This window comes from Enterobacter sp. YSU (assembly GCF_016082135.1).
In the GTDB taxonomy this organism is placed as follows: domain Bacteria; phylum Pseudomonadota; class Gammaproteobacteria; order Enterobacterales; family Enterobacteriaceae; genus Enterobacter; species Enterobacter hormaechei_C.
On record NZ_CP059487.1, the window covers coordinates 3,019,169 to 3,036,589 of the forward strand.

15 protein-coding genes are annotated in these 17,421 nt (G+C 56.7%); 12 read left to right on the plus strand and 3 right to left on the minus strand.

Annotated features, from left to right (window positions below):
* The first annotated feature begins 79 nt into the window (after positions 1-79).
* The 7 genes from lepA to acpS all read left to right on the plus strand — a co-directional run bounded on the left by lepA (position 80) and on the right by acpS (position 6,593).
* On the plus strand, positions 80-1,885 hold the full coding sequence (lepA, locus tag H2Z33_RS14700) for a translation elongation factor 4 (RefSeq protein ID WP_003860714.1): 1,806 nt from the start codon (positions 80-82) through the stop codon (positions 1,883-1,885).
* 15 nt (positions 1,886-1,900) lie between these two features.
* Positions 1,901-2,875, plus strand: coding sequence for a signal peptidase I (gene lepB / locus H2Z33_RS14705; protein ID WP_006811565.1), 975 nt, complete (start codon positions 1,901-1,903; stop codon positions 2,873-2,875).
* A gap of 223 nt (positions 2,876-3,098) precedes the next feature.
* On the plus strand, positions 3,099-3,779 hold the full coding sequence (gene rnc, locus H2Z33_RS14710) for a ribonuclease III (RefSeq protein ID WP_003860711.1): 681 nt from the start codon (positions 3,099-3,101) through the stop codon (positions 3,777-3,779).
* Positions 3,776-4,681: a GTPase Era gene (era, locus tag H2Z33_RS14715; protein ID WP_003860709.1), complete on the plus strand. Its 906-nt coding sequence runs from the start codon at positions 3,776-3,778 to the stop codon at positions 4,679-4,681. The genes rnc and era overlap by 4 nt, the downstream gene beginning before the upstream one ends.
* Before the next feature lie 17 nt (positions 4,682-4,698).
* Positions 4,699-5,406 (plus strand): DNA repair protein RecO, encoded by a 708-nt coding sequence (gene recO / locus H2Z33_RS14720; protein ID WP_015572142.1) that lies wholly within the window; start codon positions 4,699-4,701, stop codon positions 5,404-5,406.
* Positions 5,407-5,481: 75 nt separating this feature from the next.
* On the plus strand, positions 5,482-6,213 hold the full coding sequence (gene pdxJ / locus H2Z33_RS14725) for a pyridoxine 5'-phosphate synthase (protein WP_015572143.1): 732 nt from the start codon (positions 5,482-5,484) through the stop codon (positions 6,211-6,213).
* Positions 6,213-6,593 (plus strand): holo-ACP synthase, encoded by a 381-nt coding sequence (acpS, locus tag H2Z33_RS14730; protein ID WP_015572144.1) that lies wholly within the window; start codon positions 6,213-6,215, stop codon positions 6,591-6,593. Before pdxJ ends, acpS begins: the two co-directional genes overlap by 1 nt.
* Here acpS and H2Z33_RS14735 read toward each other — a convergent pair.
* Both H2Z33_RS14735 and H2Z33_RS14740 read right to left on the minus strand, forming a co-directional pair.
* On the minus strand, positions 6,590-6,850 hold the full coding sequence (locus H2Z33_RS14735) for a YfhL family 4Fe-4S dicluster ferredoxin (protein ID WP_003860704.1): 261 nt from the start codon (positions 6,848-6,850) through the stop codon (positions 6,590-6,592). The genes acpS and H2Z33_RS14735 overlap by 4 nt on opposite strands.
* Before the next feature lie 56 nt (positions 6,851-6,906).
* Entirely contained in the window at positions 6,907-7,755 is an 849-nt protein-coding gene (locus tag H2Z33_RS14740; protein WP_003860702.1) for a MurR/RpiR family transcriptional regulator, read from the minus strand.
* 118 nt (positions 7,756-7,873) lie between these two features.
* Here H2Z33_RS14740 and murQ point away from each other — a divergent pair, with 118 nt between their 5' ends.
* The 4 genes from murQ to tadA are packed head-to-tail and all read left to right on the plus strand — an operon-like array spanning position 7,874 to position 11,347.
* Positions 7,874-8,770 (plus strand): N-acetylmuramic acid 6-phosphate etherase, encoded by an 897-nt coding sequence (murQ, locus tag H2Z33_RS14745; RefSeq protein WP_015572145.1) that lies wholly within the window; start codon positions 7,874-7,876, stop codon positions 8,768-8,770.
* A 9-nt stretch (positions 8,771-8,779) separates the two neighbouring features.
* Positions 8,780-10,144 carry a PTS transporter subunit EIIC gene (locus H2Z33_RS14750; protein ID WP_015572146.1) on the plus strand — a complete coding sequence of 455 codons (1,365 nt, stop codon included), beginning with the start codon at positions 8,780-8,782 and terminating at the stop codon, positions 10,142-10,144.
* A gap of 3 nt (positions 10,145-10,147) precedes the next feature.
* Positions 10,148-10,783, plus strand: coding sequence for a phosphatidylglycerophosphatase C (yfhb, locus tag H2Z33_RS14755; protein WP_017383550.1), 636 nt, complete (start codon positions 10,148-10,150; stop codon positions 10,781-10,783).
* Between the two features lie 24 nt (positions 10,784-10,807).
* Positions 10,808-11,347 carry a tRNA adenosine(34) deaminase TadA gene (tadA, locus tag H2Z33_RS14760; protein WP_022649032.1) on the plus strand — a complete coding sequence of 180 codons (540 nt, stop codon included), beginning with the start codon at positions 10,808-10,810 and terminating at the stop codon, positions 11,345-11,347.
* On the opposite strand, the gene mltF is transcribed toward tadA, so the two are convergent.
* Complete coding sequence (gene mltF / locus H2Z33_RS14765; protein ID WP_017383549.1) at positions 11,235-12,785, minus strand: membrane-bound lytic murein transglycosylase MltF; 1,551 nt, start codon at positions 12,783-12,785, stop codon at positions 11,235-11,237. The genes tadA and mltF overlap by 113 nt on opposite strands.
* A 267-nt stretch (positions 12,786-13,052) precedes the next feature.
* On the opposite strand from mltF, the gene purL reads away from it, so the two are divergent.
* Positions 13,053-16,940, plus strand: a complete 3,888-nt coding sequence (gene purL, locus H2Z33_RS14770) for a phosphoribosylformylglycinamidine synthase (RefSeq protein ID WP_023295163.1) — start codon at positions 13,053-13,055, stop codon at positions 16,938-16,940.
* Positions 16,941-17,421 lie beyond the last annotated feature (481 nt).

Below are 17,421 nucleotides of genomic sequence, written 5' to 3' on the forward strand. Positions count from 1 at the left end.
TGCTGCGTTTTCGCACTGAAAAACGTCAGGCTAAGAACAGCGGCCTCCAGGAATTCGTAAGGCATAATTATTTAACTATATGAAGAACATACGTAACTTTTCGATCATTGCTCACATTGACCACGGTAAGTCGACGCTGTCTGACCGTATTATCCAGATTTGCGGTGGCCTGTCTGATCGTGAAATGGCAGCCCAGGTTCTGGACTCCATGGACCTGGAACGCGAACGCGGTATTACCATCAAAGCGCAGAGCGTGACGCTCGACTATAAAGCTTCCGATGGTGAAACCTATCAGCTGAACTTTATCGACACCCCAGGGCACGTTGACTTCTCTTATGAAGTGTCACGCTCGCTGGCGGCCTGCGAAGGCGCGCTGCTGGTGGTGGATGCCGGGCAGGGCGTAGAGGCCCAGACGCTGGCAAACTGCTACACCGCCATGGAAATGGATCTCGAAGTGGTGCCGGTTCTGAATAAAATCGACCTGCCAGCCGCCGATCCTGAGCGCGTAGCGGAAGAGATTGAAGACATCGTCGGTATTGATGCGACCGATGCAGTGCGCTGCTCGGCGAAAACCGGTGTCGGTGTTCCGGACGTACTGGAACGTCTGGTGCGTGATATTCCGCCGCCGGAAGGCGACCCGGATGCGCCGCTACAGGCGCTGATCATCGACTCCTGGTTTGATAACTACCTCGGCGTTGTCTCGCTGGTGCGTATTAAAAACGGCACAATGCGTAAAGGCGACAAAATCAAGGTCATGAGCACCGGCCAGGTCTACAACGCTGACCGTCTGGGCATCTTCACGCCAAAACAGGTTGACCGTACCGAACTGAAATGCGGCGAAGTGGGCTGGCTGGTCTGTGCCATTAAAGACATCCTCGGCGCGCCGGTGGGTGATACCCTGACCGGTGCACGTAACCCGGCAGATAAAGCGCTGCCAGGCTTCAAAAAGGTGAAACCGCAGGTTTATGCGGGTCTGTTCCCGGTCAGCTCTGACGATTACGAAAACTTCCGCGATGCGCTCGGAAAGCTGAGCCTCAACGATGCCTCCCTGTTCTACGAGCCAGAAAGCTCAACGGCGCTGGGCTTTGGCTTCCGCTGTGGCTTCCTCGGTCTGCTGCACATGGAGATCATTCAGGAACGTCTGGAGCGTGAATACGATCTGGATCTGATCACCACCGCCCCGACGGTTGTCTACGAAGTAGAAACCACATCGAAAGAGGTGATCTACGTCGACAGCCCGTCCAAGCTCCCGCCGCTGAATAATATTCAGGAACTGCGCGAGCCTATTGCAGAGTGTCACATGCTGCTGCCGCAGGAGTTCCTCGGTAACGTGATCACCCTGTGTATTGAGAAGCGTGGCGTGCAGACCAACATGGTTTACCACGGTAACCAGGTGGCGCTGACCTATGAAATTCCGATGGCAGAAGTGGTGCTCGACTTCTTCGACCGTCTGAAGTCTACCTCCCGTGGCTATGCGTCGCTGGACTACAACTTCAAACGCTTCCAGGCCTCGAACATGGTTCGTGTGGACGTGCTGATCAACGGTGAGCGTGTGGATGCGCTGGCGCTGATCACCCACAACGATAACGCACCGTACCGTGGTCGTGAGCTGGTTGAGAAGATGAAAGATCTGATCCCGCGTCAGCAGTTTGACATTGCGATTCAGGCGGCCATTGGTAACCACATCATTGCCCGTTCAACCGTGAAGCAGCTGCGTAAAAACGTTCTGGCTAAGTGCTACGGCGGCGACGTCAGCCGTAAGAAAAAGCTGTTGCAGAAGCAGAAAGAAGGTAAGAAGCGTATGAAGCAGGTCGGTAACGTTGAGCTGCCGCAGGAAGCATTCCTTGCCATCCTTCATGTTGGTAAAGACGGTAACGGTAAATAACCTTAAGGAGTTGGCATGGCGAACATGTTTGCCCTGATCCTGGTCATCGCTACCCTGGTGACAGGTCTGTTGTGGTGCCTGGATAAGTTTATCTTCGCCCCAAAACGCCGTGAACGTCAGGCTGCCGCGCAGGCAGCCACGGGCGATGCGCTGGACGCGAAAACCCTGAAAAAAGTCGGCCCAAAACCGGGATGGCTGGAGACAGGGGCATCGGTATTCCCGGTGCTGGCGATTGTGCTGGTGGTGCGTTCATTTATCTATGAACCGTTCCAGATCCCGTCAGGATCGATGATGCCAACGCTGCTGATCGGTGATTTCATTCTGGTTGAAAAGTTTGCCTATGGCATCAAAGATCCGATCTACCAGAAAACGCTGATCGAAACGGGTCATCCGAAACGTGGCGACATCGTGGTGTTTAAATATCCGGAAGATCCGCGGCTGGATTATATTAAACGCGCGGTAGGTCTGCCGGGCGATAAAGTGACCTACGATCCGGTGGCGAAAGAGGTGACCATTCAGCCAGGCTGTAGCTCTGGCACCGCATGTGAAAATGCGCTGCCAGTCACTTACTCCAACGTTGAGCCAGCTGATTTTGTGCAGACCTTCGCCCGCCGTAACGGCGGTGAAGCGACCAGCGGATTCTTCCAGGTGCCAAAAGGTGAAACCAAAGAGAATGGCATTCGTCTGGTTGAACGCAAAGAGACGCTGGGCGATGTTACTCACCGCATTCTGACCGTGCCCATCGCACAGGATCAGCTGGCAATGTACTACCAGCAGCCAGGCCAACAGCTGGCGACCTGGATTGTGCCGCCGGGACACTACTTCATGATGGGTGACAACCGCGATAACTCTGCGGACAGCCGTTACTGGGGCTTTGTGCCGGAAGCGAATCTGGTCGGTAAAGCAACCGCTATCTGGATGAGTTTTGAGAAGCAGGAAGGCGAGTGGCCGACCGGCGTTCGCCTGAATCGTATTGGCGGAATTCATTAATTTTCGCCAAAAATAACACGTAGCGGCTTTTATTCGCCGCTACGTGAATTATTTCAGCGATAAATCTCTTTGAACTAACGACATCCCCTGTCGTTGTGTATAGAATATTCCCCCGAAGTTTAAGGTTGGCCCTGCAAGGGTGCCACGGCACACGAAACCGCGTTGGTTTTCTCAGGTCGGTTTCGTGTGCTGCATTTTTGACGCATTCATTTATTGGTATCGCATGAACCCCATCGTAATTAATCGGCTTCAACGGAAGCTGGGCTACACTTTTCATCATCAGGAGTTGTTGCAACAGGCATTAACCCATCGCAGTGCCAGCAGCAAACATAATGAGCGTCTCGAGTTTTTAGGCGACTCTATTTTAAGTTTCGTGATTGCAAATGCGCTTTATCATCGTTTTCCGCGTGTGGACGAAGGTGATATGAGCCGCATGCGCGCCACGCTGGTGCGCGGCAATACCCTCGCTGAAATCGCACGCGAATTTGAGCTGGGTGAATGCCTGCGTCTGGGGCCAGGTGAGCTGAAAAGTGGTGGTTTCCGTCGTGAATCCATCCTTGCCGATACGGTCGAGGCATTGATCGGTGGCGTGTTCCTGGACAGCGATATCCAGACCGTAGAAAAGCTGATCCTTAACTGGTATCAGACCCGCCTGGACGAAATCAGCCCGGGCGATAAACAAAAAGATCCTAAAACGCGTCTGCAAGAATATTTGCAGGGTCGTCATCTGCCGCTGCCATCCTATCTGGTGGTGCAGGTGCGTGGCGAAGCCCACGATCAGGAATTTACCATCCATTGCCAGGTCAGTGGCCTGAGTGAACCGGTGGTCGGCACGGGTTCAAGCCGTCGTAAGGCTGAACAGGCTGCCGCCGAACAGGCGTTAAAAATGCTGGAGCTGGAATGAGCATCGACAAAACCTATTGCGGATTTATTGCCATCGTCGGACGTCCGAACGTTGGCAAATCCACCCTGCTGAATAATCTGCTTGGGCAGAAGATTTCTATCACCTCGCGTAAGGCGCAGACCACGCGTCACCGCATCGTCGGTATCCATACTGAAGGCGCGTATCAGGCGATCTACGTCGATACACCGGGCCTGCACATGGAAGAGAAGCGCGCCATCAACCGTCTGATGAACAAGGCGGCGAGCAGCTCCATTGGCGACGTAGAGCTGGTGATTTTCGTTGTGGAAGGCACCCGCTGGACGCCGGACGACGAAATGGTCCTGAACAAGCTGCGCGACGGCAAAACGCCGGTGATCCTCGCAGTCAATAAAGTGGACAACGTGCAGGAAAAAGCCGATCTGCTGCCGCACCTGCAATGGCTGGGCAGCCAGATGAACTTCCTGGACATCGTCCCGCTGTCTGCGGAAACGGGTCTGAACGTTGATACCATCGCGGGTATCGTGCGCAAGCATCTGCCGGAAGCGACTCATCACTTCCCGGAAGACTACATCACCGATCGCTCTCAGCGTTTTATGGCGTCTGAAATCATCCGTGAGAAGCTGATGCGTTTCCTGGGCGCTGAACTGCCGTACTCTGTGACGGTGGAGATCGAGCGTTTCCAGAGCAACGAGCGTGGCGGCTACGATATTAACGGTCTGATCCTCGTTGAGCGTGAAGGGCAGAAGAAGATGGTGATCGGCAATAAAGGCGCCAAGATCAAAACTATCGGAATCGAAGCCCGTAAAGACATGCAGGACATGTTTGAAGCACCGGTTCACCTGGAACTGTGGGTGAAAGTGAAATCTGGCTGGGCCGATGATGAGCGTGCGCTGCGCAGCCTCGGTTACGGCGAAGATCAGTAACCTAAGACGACGAGCATATGGATGGATGGCAGCGCGCCTTTGTCCTGCATAGTCGTCCCTGGAGCGAAACCAGCCTGATGCTGGACGTCTTCACGGAAGAGTCCGGTCGCGTGCGCCTTGTTGCCAAAGGCGCACGTTCCAGACGTTCTAATCTGAAAGGTGCCTTGCAGCCTTTCACCCCGCTGCTGGTCCGCTTTGGCGGGCGAGGGGAAGTCAAAACCCTGCGCAGTGCTGAAGCCGTCTCCCTGGCGCTTCCTCTTTCTGGTATCACGCTCTACAGCGGTTTGTATGTTAACGAACTCATCTCACGGGTTCTTGAACATGAGACCCGCTTCTCTGAACTTTTCTTTGATTACCTGCACTGTATTCAGGCACTTGCTGGCGCAACCGGCACCCCTGAGCCTGTTCTGCGTCGTTTCGAACTGGCGCTGCTCGGGCACCTTGGTTACGGCGTCGATTTTCTGCACTGTGCGGGAAGCGGAGACGAGGTAGAAGACACCATGACCTATCGCTATCGTGAGGAAAAGGGCTTTATTGCCAGTGTCGTCGTCGATAACAGCACCTTTACCGGGCGCCAGCTCAGAGCACTGTATGAACGCGAGTTCCCGGACGCCGACACTCTGCGTGCGGCAAAACGCTTTACCCGAATTGCGCTCAAGCCGTATCTTGGGGGCAAACCTTTAAAGAGCCGCGAATTATTCAGGCAGTTTATGCCGAAACGCTAATGTTTTACCCCTCACCCCAGCCCTCTCCCGGAGGGAGAGGGAGAAGGTAAATGAACAAAAATACCGAGGATTGTCATGGCTGAATTACTTTTAGGCGTCAACATCGATCACATCGCCACGTTACGTAATGCACGCGGTACCGCGTATCCCGATCCTGTTCAGGCGGCGTTTATCGCTGAGCAGGCTGGCGCCGACGGCATTACCGTTCACCTGCGTGAAGATCGTCGCCACATCACCGACCGGGACGTGCGCATCCTGCGTCAGACGCTGGACACCCGCATGAATCTGGAGATGGCGGTCACCGAAGAGATGCTGGCGATTGCCTGCGAGACCAAACCGCATTTCTGCTGCCTGGTGCCGGAAAAGCGTCAGGAAGTGACCACCGAAGGCGGTCTGGATGTGGCCGGGCAGCTCGACAAAATGCGCGATGCCTGCAAACGCCTGGCGGATGCCGGTATCCTGGTTTCTCTGTTTATCGACGCCGATTTCACCCAGATTAAAGCCGCTGCCGACGTGGGTGCGCCGTATATTGAAATTCACACCGGCTGCTATGCCGATGCCGAAAACGATGCAGCGCAGGCGAAAGAGCTGGAGCGAATCGCCAAAGCGGCAACCTACGCCGCGAGCCTGGGACTGAAGGTTAACGCCGGTCACGGCCTGACCTATCACAACGTAAAAGCCATCGCTGCCCTGCCGGAAATGCACGAGCTGAACATCGGCCACGCCATCATTGGCCGCGCGGTGATGAGCGGTCTGAAAGAAGCGGTTTCCGAGATGAAGCGCCTGATGCTGGAAGCGCGTCAGTAATGGCTATTCTGGGCTTAGGCACCGACATCGTTGAAATAGCCCGCATTGAAGCGGTGATCGCCCGGAGCGGCGATCGCCTCGCAAGACGCGTGCTGAGCGATAACGAATGGGCTATCTGGGAGGCGCATCAACAGCCGGTGCGCTTTCTGGCAAAGCGTTTCGCGGTAAAAGAGGCGGCGGCGAAAGCGTTCGGCACGGGCATTCGTAACGGCCTGGCGTTTAACCAGTTTGAAGTGTTTAACGATGAGCTGGGTAAGCCACGTCTGCGTTTATGGGGCGAGGCGCTTAAGCTGGCGGAAAAGCTGGGCGTGGCGCACATGCACGTAACGCTTGCAGATGAACGCCACTACGCCTGTGCGACGGTGATCATCGAGAGTTAAATTTTGTCCGCATGGTGCATCAGGACAAACTTATCCCACAGCTGTTCTTCGTTCTCGACGTGTGCCGGATCTTTTAAGATCGTATTGGGAATGGGGCACACCTTCTGGCAGGTCGGCGTCTCATAGTGGCCGATGCATTCGGTGCAGCGGTCGCTGTTAATCTCATAAATGCTGTCGCCCATCGAAATCGCCTCGTTCGGGCATTCGGGTTCGCACATATCGCAGTTGATGCATTTTTTGGTGATTAACAGCGCCATCATGAAATTCTCAGAAACATCACAAACAGGGCGGGCATTATACGCTCATTCGTTGTTCAGACCAGTTTTTTTACCAGCTCTTCGCTGTGACGAATACGCTCTGGCGCACGCTCCAGATCCTGCTGAACCAGCGCCATAAACAGCAGGTCCGTCAGCATCATCTGCGCACTCGTCGACGAAATCGCCGCACTGCGAGTGGCCTGTTCCTCGGCAATGGTATACAGACAGCGGGTGGCCCGCTGCTGGAGCGCATTCGGGCTGAAGCCAGTAATCGCCAGAATTTTTCCTCCTACGCGCAGGGCTTCGTCGGTAGCCATATTAATTTCACGACGCTCGCCGGAATAGGAGATGGCCAGCAGTAAATCGTCAGGATCCATGGCCTGCACGGTCGCCAGCAGCGCGTGCATATCCTGTTCAACGATGGCGTTATAGCCGATTTTTGTCAGCTTCCAGCCAAAGTTACGCGCAACCAGTCCGGAGGCGCCGATCCCGGTCAACACAATACGCCGCGCGTCGCGAAGCATGGCTACGCTTTCCAGCAGCTTCTCTTCCGTGTTCACATCCAGCGTGGCATGCATTGCCGCCACGTTCTCTTTGATCAGCTTTTCGCCGACCAGACGCATCGGATCGTCGCCGCGGATCTGGTTATGCACCGGCATTGACTGCGGATTAGGGTTGCTTACCAGTGCTTCACTGATCGCCAGTTTTAGCGCCGGAAAGCCTTTATAGCCTATCTTCTGGGCAAATTTCACCACGCTCGACTGGCTCACCCCGGCTTCGCCTGCCAGCTGCTGGGAGCTGAGGTGTCGCGCGCGATCGGGCTGGGAAAGTAAATAATCCGCCAGCTTTTTGTCACTCTGGGCAAACCCTGCGTAGCGCTGGCGAATACGAATTAAACAGTTCATACGGTCTCCTGGCGAAAATGTGATTACCCGCGCAAATACGAATTTTGCTCGCCTGAATGAATTTTATATTCCATTATAGTGCGTTTATTATGAATTAAAAATTCCAGAGGTAAATAACATGAATCTAGGCTCTCTTGTTTCTGAAACGCGTAACCCGCAAACCATGGATCTTGATGCACTGTCCACGCTGGAGCTGGTAAACCGCTTTAATCAACAGGATACCCTCGTCGCGCTGGCAGTCAAAGAGACATTGCCCGAGGTGGCGAAAGCCGTAGACGCCGCTGCCGACGCTCTGAAAGCAGGAGGACGCATTATTTACATGGGGGCGGGTACCAGTGGGCGCCTCGGTGTGCTGGATGCCTCAGAGTGTCCCCCGACCTTTGGCGTTCCGCATGGTCTGGTCGTTGGCCTGATTGCCGGTGGCCCCGGCGCGCTGCTGAAAGCGGTGGAAGGGGCAGAAGACAATAAACAGCTTGGGGAAGACGATCTCAGGGCGCTGAACCTGACCGCGCAGGATCTGGTCGTCGGGCTGGCGGCTTCTGGTCGTACGCCGTACGTCATTGGTGGGCTGGAATACGCCAGACAGACGGGATGTACCACGGTGGCCATCTCCTGTAACCCGGGTTCGCCGATTGCGCAGGTGGCTGCCATTGCCATCTCTCCGGTCGTCGGGCCGGAAGCGCTCACCGGCTCCACGCGCCTGAAATCGGGAACCGCGCAGAAGCTGGTGCTCAATATGATCTCCACCGGCGCGATGGTGAAATTCGGCAAGGTCTACCAAAACCTGATGGTGGATATGCAGGCCACCAACGTCAAGCTGGTGGACAGAGCCTGCCGCATGGTGATAGAGGCGACAGGGGCAGGTCGGGAAGAGGCGGAAGCGGTACTCAAACAGACCGATTACGACGTCAAACCCGCCATTCTGATGATATTAACCGGGCTGGATGCAGCCGCGGCCAGAGCCAGGCTCGAAGCCCATCACGGGTTTTTACGGGCGGCATTAGAACACCAATAAGAGGCGTGTATGGACAAAACAGCAGCGCTCGCCAGCGACATCCTGCTTGGGATCGGTGGGGAAAAAAATATTCAGCGTCTGGAAAACTGCATGACGCGTGTACGCGTCGAGGTGCACAACGACGAAAAGCTTGATTTAACGCGCCTGAAGCAGCTCCCCGGCGTGAGCGGGTACGTTAAACAGGGGCAACAGCACCAGCTGATTGTCGGTCCGGGCAAAGCGGCGCAGGTGGTTGATGCCATGCGCGCCCTGATGACGGGCAGTGAAACGGCTCCCGCCTTTGACGACGCGGAACGCACCAAAGCGCAGGCGAAAGCCAAATACAAAGCCCCCATGAGCGATGCGCTGCGCCAGCTGGCAAACGTCTTTATTCCTCTGATCCCGGCGTTTATCGCATCGGGGCTGATCACCGGGATTATCAATATCCTCAAGCGTCCGGATATTGTCGGGAATTTCGCCACCCAGTATCCGAACCTGCTGGGTATTCTGGCGATTTTCGGCAGCGCGGTGTTTGCCATCATGAACATTCTGGTGGGGGTAAACACGGCCAAAGTGTTCGGCGGCTCGCTGGCGATGGGCGGCGTAATGGCGGGTATCCTCTCCAGCCCGCAGCTGGCGCAGATTACGCTGTTTGGCGAGGCGCTTCAGCCAGGCCGCGGTGGGGTGATTGCCGTGCTGCTGGTGGTCATTCTGATGTGCTGGATCGAGAAAAAGCTGCGCGCGTTGCTGCCAGGCTCGATTGAGCTGATCCTCAACCCGCTGCTGACCACATTGATTACCGGGAGCGTGGCGATTGTGGCGCTACAACCGTTAGGCGGCGCGATCTCTGAAGCCATCGCCCACGGCGCGTCTCTGGCGATCGATCGCGGCGGGCTGCTGGTGGGGGCCGTGCTGTCCGGGACCTTCCTGCCGTTAGTGCTGACCGGTCTGCATCAGGGGCTGGTGCCGATCCACGTCGAACTGGTACAGGCGCACGGCTATAACGCACTGCTGCCGATCCTGTCGATGGCGGGCGTTGGGCAGGTCGGCGCGGCCATCGCGGTGCTGATGAAAACCCGCAACGCGCGTCTGAAAAAGGTCATTAAAGGGGCGCTGCCGGTCGGGTTACTCGGTATCGGCGAACCGTTGATTTTCGGCGTGACCTTGCCACTGGGTAAGCCGTTCCTGGCCGCCTGCCTCGGTGGCGCGGTGGGCGGGGCGTTAATCAGCTACTGGAAAGTGGCGACCGTCATTACCTTCGGGATCTCCGGTTTACCGCTGGCATTAACCATCGTGACCGGAAAAGTGATGCTCTATCTGTTAGGCTATCTGGTAGCGGTGATCGCCGGGTTCCTGTTTACCTGGCTGTTAGGATTCAACGACCCAGAGGAGTAAGGTTTGGCCAGTCACGAGCGTCGCGTTGTCTTTTTTGATCTGGATGGAACGCTGCATCAGCAGGATATGTTCGGCACCTTTATGCGCTACCTGCTGCGGCGCCAGCCCCTTAACGCGTTGCTGGTATTACCCCTGTTACCCGTTATTGGTATCGCGCTGCTGGTGAAAGGCCGTGCAGCGCGCTGGCCGATGAGCCTGCTGCTCTGGGGATGCACGTTTGGTCATAGCGAAGCGCGCCTTAAGCAGCTCGAACAGGATTTTGCGCACTGGTTTCGCGGGCACGTCGCCGCGTTTCCCGTGGTACAGGCGCGCCTGACCAGCTATCTCGACGCCAACGATGCCGATATCTGGCTGATTACCGGCTCCCCGCAGACGCTGGTGGAGCATGTCTATTTTGATACGCCCTGGCTGCCGCGCGTGAATCTTATCGCGACACAAATCGCGCGCGGCTACGGCGGCTGGGTGCTGACTATGCGCTGCCTCGGACATGAAAAAGTGGTGCAGCTGGAGAAACGCATCGGTACGCCGCTGCGTCTGTACAGCGGCTACAGCGACAGCAAGCAGGACAACCCGCTGCTCTATTTTTGCCAGCATCGCTGGCGCGTCACGCCTCTGGGCGAACTTCAGCAACTCGAATAGTCTTATCTGTACCGGCTGTGTATAATGCCGCCCGCTTTTCGACTGGAGTATCAGCCCTTGTCCAACCCTGAACACAATCATGAATACTGGATGCGCCATGCGCTGGCGCTGGCTCAGCGCGCCTGGGAAGAGGGCGAAGTGCCCGTGGGCGCGGTACTGGTCCATAACAATCAGGTGATTGGGGAAGGATGGAACCGTCCGATTGGCCGTCACGATCCTACCGCGCATGCTGAAATTATGGCGCTGCGTCAGGGCGGACTGGTGCTGCAAAACTATCGTCTGCTTGATACCACCCTGTATGTCACCCTTGAGCCGTGCGTAATGTGCTCCGGGGCGATGGTGCACAGCCGAATCGGTACGCTGGTGTTTGGCGCGCGGGATGAAAAGACGGGCGCTGCTGGTTCACTGATGGACGTACTTGGGCATCCGGGGATGAACCACCAGGTGAAAACTATCGGCGGGGTACTTGCACCAGAATGTTCGGGTCTGTTAAGTGACTTTTTTCGAATGCGTCGGCAGCAGAAAAAGCAACAAAAGGCAGAATTGAAACCGCAGGATGATTAAGCTCGTCCGGTGCGACCACCGGATAGCTTTCAGCCAGCTGTTGCGCCTCGGCTGCCTCTTTTTCTTTCTCCAGCAGATATCCCACCAGGCTTATCTGGTACTTACGAATATTTTCCACGTAGGCATACGCTTCATGCCCGCGCGCATAGCCGTACGTCAGCTTCTGGTACCACTGTTTCTGGCTAAGCAGCGGCAGGCGCTGTTTTACATCTGACCAGCTGTCCGGGTTACCTTTGGTTTTCGCCGTCAGCGCCCGCGCGTCGAGCATGTGCGCATAACCCATGTTATAGGCGGCCAGCGCAAACCAGATACGCTCCCCTTCCGGGACCGTCTCCGGCACTTTCGCCATCATATCCTGTAAATACTGCGCGCCGCCGCTGATGCTCTGTTCCGCATCGGTCCGGTCGCTGATGCCGAGGCTCTGGGCGGTATTTTTGGTCAGCATCATCAACCCACGCACGCCCGTGGGGGAGGTGGCCTGAGCATCCCAGTGCGATTCCTGGTAGGAAATTGCCGCCAGCAGCTTCCAGTCAATCTCCTCGGCGTACTTCTCAAACAGCGGTTGCAGGTCCGGCAGCACGCTGTCCACCGCGCGCAGGAAAGTGCGGGTGTCAACGTAATCAAAATCGTCCCCGTGACCGAGATATTTCTCTTCCAGGCGCGCCAGGGTGCCGTCTTCATTGATGGAATTAAAGAAATCGAGCATAGCCGCAGAGACGGTTTGATCGTCGTCTAGCTGGGTAAACCAGGTCACCGGCTGTTCGTCGGTCACATCCAGCGCCACGGCGATTTCAGGATGAACGCGCTGGAAAAGGCTGATCGCCACCGAATCAGCAATGGTATAGGCCAGCTTTTTATCTTTTACCTGCTCCAGCAATTCAGTCGTGCCGAGTTTAGGATCGACCGTCCAGCTGAGGTTAGGGTATTTTTTCTCTTTCAACGCCCGCAGATCGTCAATCACCACATGGCCTGGCGCAATGGTCAATTGCTGGTCGGTGATGTCGGCCAGTGAGCGTGGGCGCAGGCTACCCACACGATAAACCACCTGCTGCGACACGGAGTAATAGGTCGGGCCCGGTTGATAGTTTTTGCTGCGTTCGCTGTTGTACACCAGACCTGCGGCGAGAATATCGGCACGGTCATGGTCCAAATCATCAAACAGCTGGTTGATGTTCTGCCGCACGGTAACTTTCAGCTTCACGCCCAGATAGTCCGCAAACAGCTGTGCCAGTTCGTAATCAAGACCGATGGTTTTACCGTTGATATCGTCGTAAATAAGCGGGGAGGAGAGGGTACTGACGCGCAACTCCCCCCGCTCCTGAATGGCGGCGATACGGTTTTCGGCCTTGCCGAACCAGGGGATAGACGGCCAGAGGGCCACTGCCAGCAGCAACGTAACAATGCCGATGAGCAGATAATTAATCTTTAATTTTTTCAATTAGTTAATTCTCTGCGACGCCGGTTGCCTCAGTGTGCTGTAGTCATGTTAAGAGTAGAGTTTGCCATTGATTGAGCGGCATTTTGCGCAAAGTAGCGCCAGTTGGCAACCAATTAGAGAGACAGGTCACATCTATTGTTAAACATAAAGGATGATTTTATTTCGACGCAAACGGTTTCGTCGGCGCTCAGGATTCTCTATAATGACGCCCGTTTTCCCCCCTTGCGCACACTGTAAGCGCCCCGGCGCTTCGAAGACGAGAGACTTATGATGGAAATTCTGCGTGGTTCGCCTGCACTGTCTGCCTTCCGTATTAACAAACTGCTGGCACGTTTTCAGGCGGCCGACCTTCCGGTAAGCAATATTTACGCTGAGTATGTCCATTTTGCTGACCTGAACGCCCCCCTGAATGCAGAGGAGCGCGTACAGCTGGAACGCCTGCTTAAATATGGCCCAAGCCTGAGCAGCCATACGCCGACCGGCAAATTAATCCTCGCCACGCCACGCCCTGGCACCATCTCCCCCTGGTCTTCCAAAGCCACCGACATCGCTCACAACTGCGGCCTGAGCCAGATTAACCGTCTGGAGCGCGGTGTGGCGTACTATGTGGAAGCGTCAACCCTGAGCGACGCGCAGTGGCAGGTGGTTGCCGCAGAGCTGCACGACCGCATGATGGAGAGCGTGTTTGATTCTCTGGATGATGCGCAGAAACTGTTCTCCCACCATCAGCCTGCGCCGGTACAGAGCGTGGATTTGCTGGGGCAGGGGCGTCAGGCGCTGATCGACGCAAACCTGCGTCTTGGTCTGGCGCTCGCAGAAGATGAAATCGACTACCTTCAGGATGCATTCGTTAAGCTGAATCGCAACCCGAACGACATCGAACTGTATATGTTCGCGCAAGCCAACTCCGAGCACTGCCGCCACAAGATTTTCAACGCCGACTGGATTATCGACGGCGAACAGCAGCCGAAGTCGCTGTTCAAAATGATCAAAAACACCATGGAGCAAACCCCTGACCACGTGCTGTCTGCCTATAAAGACAACGCCGCGGTGATGGAAGGTTCCGAGGTGGGCCGCTTCTTCGCCGACCGCGAAGCGGGGCGCTATGACTTCCACCAGGAGCCTGCGCATATCCTGATGAAAGTGGAAACCCACAACCACCCGACGGCGATCTCCCCGTGGCCGGGTGCAGCGACCGGCTCCGGCGGTGAAATCCGTGACGAAGGTGCGACCGGTCGCGGCGCGAAACCAAAAGCGGGTCTGGTCGGTTTCTCCGTTTCCAACCTGCGTATTCCGGGCTTTGAGCAGCCGTGGGAAGAAGACTTCGGCAAGCCAGAGCGCATTGTCACCGCGCTGGATATCATGACCGAAGGCCCGCTGGGCGGCGCGGCGTTCAACAACGAATTTGGTCGTCCGGCGCTGAACGGTTACTTCCGTACCTACGAAGAGAAAGTGGACAGCCACAACGGCGAAGAGCTGCGCGGCTACCACAAACCGATCATGCTGGCGGGCGGGATCGGCAACATTCGCGCCGATCATGTGCAGAAAGGCGAGATCGTCGTCGGCGCGAAGCTGATCGTGCTCGGCGGCCCGGCAATGAACATCGGTCTGGGCGGCGGGGCAGCCTCGTCTATGGCTTCCGGCCAGTCTGATGCGGATCTCGACTTCGCGTCCGTGCAGCGCGACAACCCGGAAATGGAGCGCCGTTGTCAGGAAGTGATCGACCGCTGCTGGCAGCTCGGCGATGCCAACCCGATTCTGTTCATCCACGACGTGGGCGCGGGTGGACTCTCTAACGCCATGCCTGAGCTGGTGAGCGACGGCGGTCGCGGCGGACGCTTCAACCTGCGCGATATCCTGAGCGATGAGCCGGGCATGAGCCCGCTGGAAATCTGGTGTAACGAATCCCAGGAGCGCTACGTGCTGGCGGTTGCCGCCGATCAGCTGCCGCTGTTTGACGAGCTGTGCCGCCGCGAGCGCGCGCCGTATGCGGTCATCGGTGAAGCGACCGAAGAGCAGCACCTTTCCTTAAGCGACACCCACTTTGACAACCAGCCGATCGATCTGCCGCTGGACGTGCTGCTCGGCAAAACGCCGAAGATGACCCGCGACGTGCAGACTCGCAAAGCGGCGGGCAAAGCGCTGGATCGCCAGGGCATCACCGTGGCAGAAGCGGTTAACCGCGTGCTGCACCTGCCTGCCGTGGCAGAGAAAACCTTCCTGGTGACCATCGGCGACCGTACCGTGACCGGTATGGTGTCGCGCGATCAGATGGTCGGCCCGTGGCAGATCCCGGTCGCTAACTGCGCTGTGACCACCGCGAGCCTCGACAGCTACTACGGCGAAGCGATGGCGCTGGGCGAACGCACGCCAGTGGCGCTGCTGGACTTCGCCGCTTCTGCCCGTCTGGCGGTCGGTGAAGCGCTGACCAACATCGCCGCGACGCAGATTGGCGATATCAAACGTATCAAACTTTCCGCGAACTGGATGGCCGCTGCCGGTCACCCGGGCGAAGATGCCGGCCTGTACGAAGCGGTGAAAGCGGTGGGTGAAGAGCTGTGTCCTGCGCTCGGCCTGACCATTCCGGTGGGTAAAGACTCCATGTCGATGAAAACCCGCTGGCAGGAAGGTAACGAGCAGCGCGAGATGACCTCTCCGCTGTCGCTGGTGATCACCGCGTTTGCGCGCGTGGAAGACGTGCGTCATACCGTTACGCCGCAGCTTTCCACTGAAGATAACGCCCTGCTGTTGATTGACCTCGGCAAAGGCCATAACGCACTGGGCGCCACCGCGCTGGCGCAGGTTTACCGCCAGCTCGGCGATAAGCCAGCCGACGTGCGCGACGTCGCTCAGCTGAAAGGCTTCTACGACGCAATTCAGGCGCTGGTGGCGCAGCGTAAGCTGCTGGCCTACCACGACCGTTCCGATGGTGGCCTGCTGGTGACACTGGCAGAGATGGCCTTCACCGGTCACTGCGGCGTTGAAGCAAACATTGCAACGCTTGGCGAAGACCGCCTGGCGGCGCTGTTTAACGAAGAGCTTGGCGCGGTCATTCAGGTACGCGCCGCAGATCGCGACGCGGTGGAAGCGATTCTGGCGCAGCACGGTCTGGCAGACTGCGTACACTATCTCGGTAAAGCGGTGCAGGGCGACCGCTTCGTGATTGAAGCCGACGGCCACGCGGTGTTCAGCGAAAGCCGCACCACGCTGCGTATGTGGTGGGCGGAAACCACCTGGCAGATGCAGCGCCTGCGTGACAATCCGGAATGCGCCGATCAGGAACACAACGCGAAGGCGAACGACAACGATCCTGGCCTGAACGTGAAGCTCAGCTTCGACATTAACGAAGACATTGCCGCGCCGTACATTGCGACCGGTGCGCGTCCGAAAGTAGCCGTGCTGCGCGAGCAGGGCGTTAACTCCCACGTTGAGATGGCGGCGGCCTTCCACCGGGCGGGCTTTGACGCTATCGACGTCCACATGAGCGACCTGCTGGCCGGGCGTACCGGGCTCGATGATTTCCAGGCGCTGGTCGCCTGCGGGGGGTTCTCCTACGGTGACGTGCTGGGCGCGGGCGAAGGCTGGGCGAAGTCTATTCTGTTCAACAGCCGCGTGCGTGACGAGTTCGAAACCTTCTTCCACCGTCCGCAGACGCTGGCGCTGGGCGTGTGTAACGGCTGTCAGATGATGTCTAACCTGCGCGAGCTGATCCCGGGCAGCGAAGCCTGGCCGCGCTTTGTGCGTAACCAGTCTGACCGCTTCGAAGCGCGCTTCAGCCTGGTAGAAGTGACCCAAAGCCCGTCTCTGCTGTTGCAGGGAATGGTCGGTTCACAGATGCCAATCGCGGTTTCGCACGGTGAAGGTCAGGTTGAAGTGCGTGATGCGGCGCACCTGGCTCAGCTTGAAAGCAAAGGACTGGTGGCGCTGCGCTTTGTTGATAACTTCGGCAAGGTCACCGAAACCTATCCGGCTAACCCGAACGGTTCGGCAAATGGCATTACCGCCGTCACCAGCGAAAGCGGTCGGGTGACGATCATGATGCCGCACCCGGAACGTGTCTTCCGTACCGTGAGCAACTCCTGGCACCCGGAAAACTGGGGCGAGGACAGCCCGTGGATGCGCATTTTCCGCAACGCGCGTAAACAACTGGGTTAAGTTTCAACGCCCTGACTGTAGGCCCGGTAAGCGCGAGCGCCACCGGGCTTTTTTGTACCTGTCGCAAAATCGCGACAATCCTCTGGGTTGAGTGTCTCCAATAAGAGACATTTAACTTATTGATTTATATATGTCAGGACGGGTTCCCGTTAAGGTGTTGCTTAATAGCGACACTTAGCCTGGGAATCATTCACCTGACAATCAATGCATTTTAATAATAAAACGATTATTAATCATAAGGATAGTATCAATTTTTGCAATCTGGCACGCGCGTTGCATTATAGTAACCAGTGGCTCATTCACCTTCTTATGTCAGCCCCTTCGGGACGTGCTACATAAATTTCGAATGACGCACAAAAAGGTGCCTGCCGTCCAACTACTGATTATTGCAATGCTTTATCAGGCCAGGGCGAAACGTCGAGTTAGGCACCGCCTTATTCCATGACAAAGCCGGGTTTTTACCCGGCTTTGTTGTATCTGA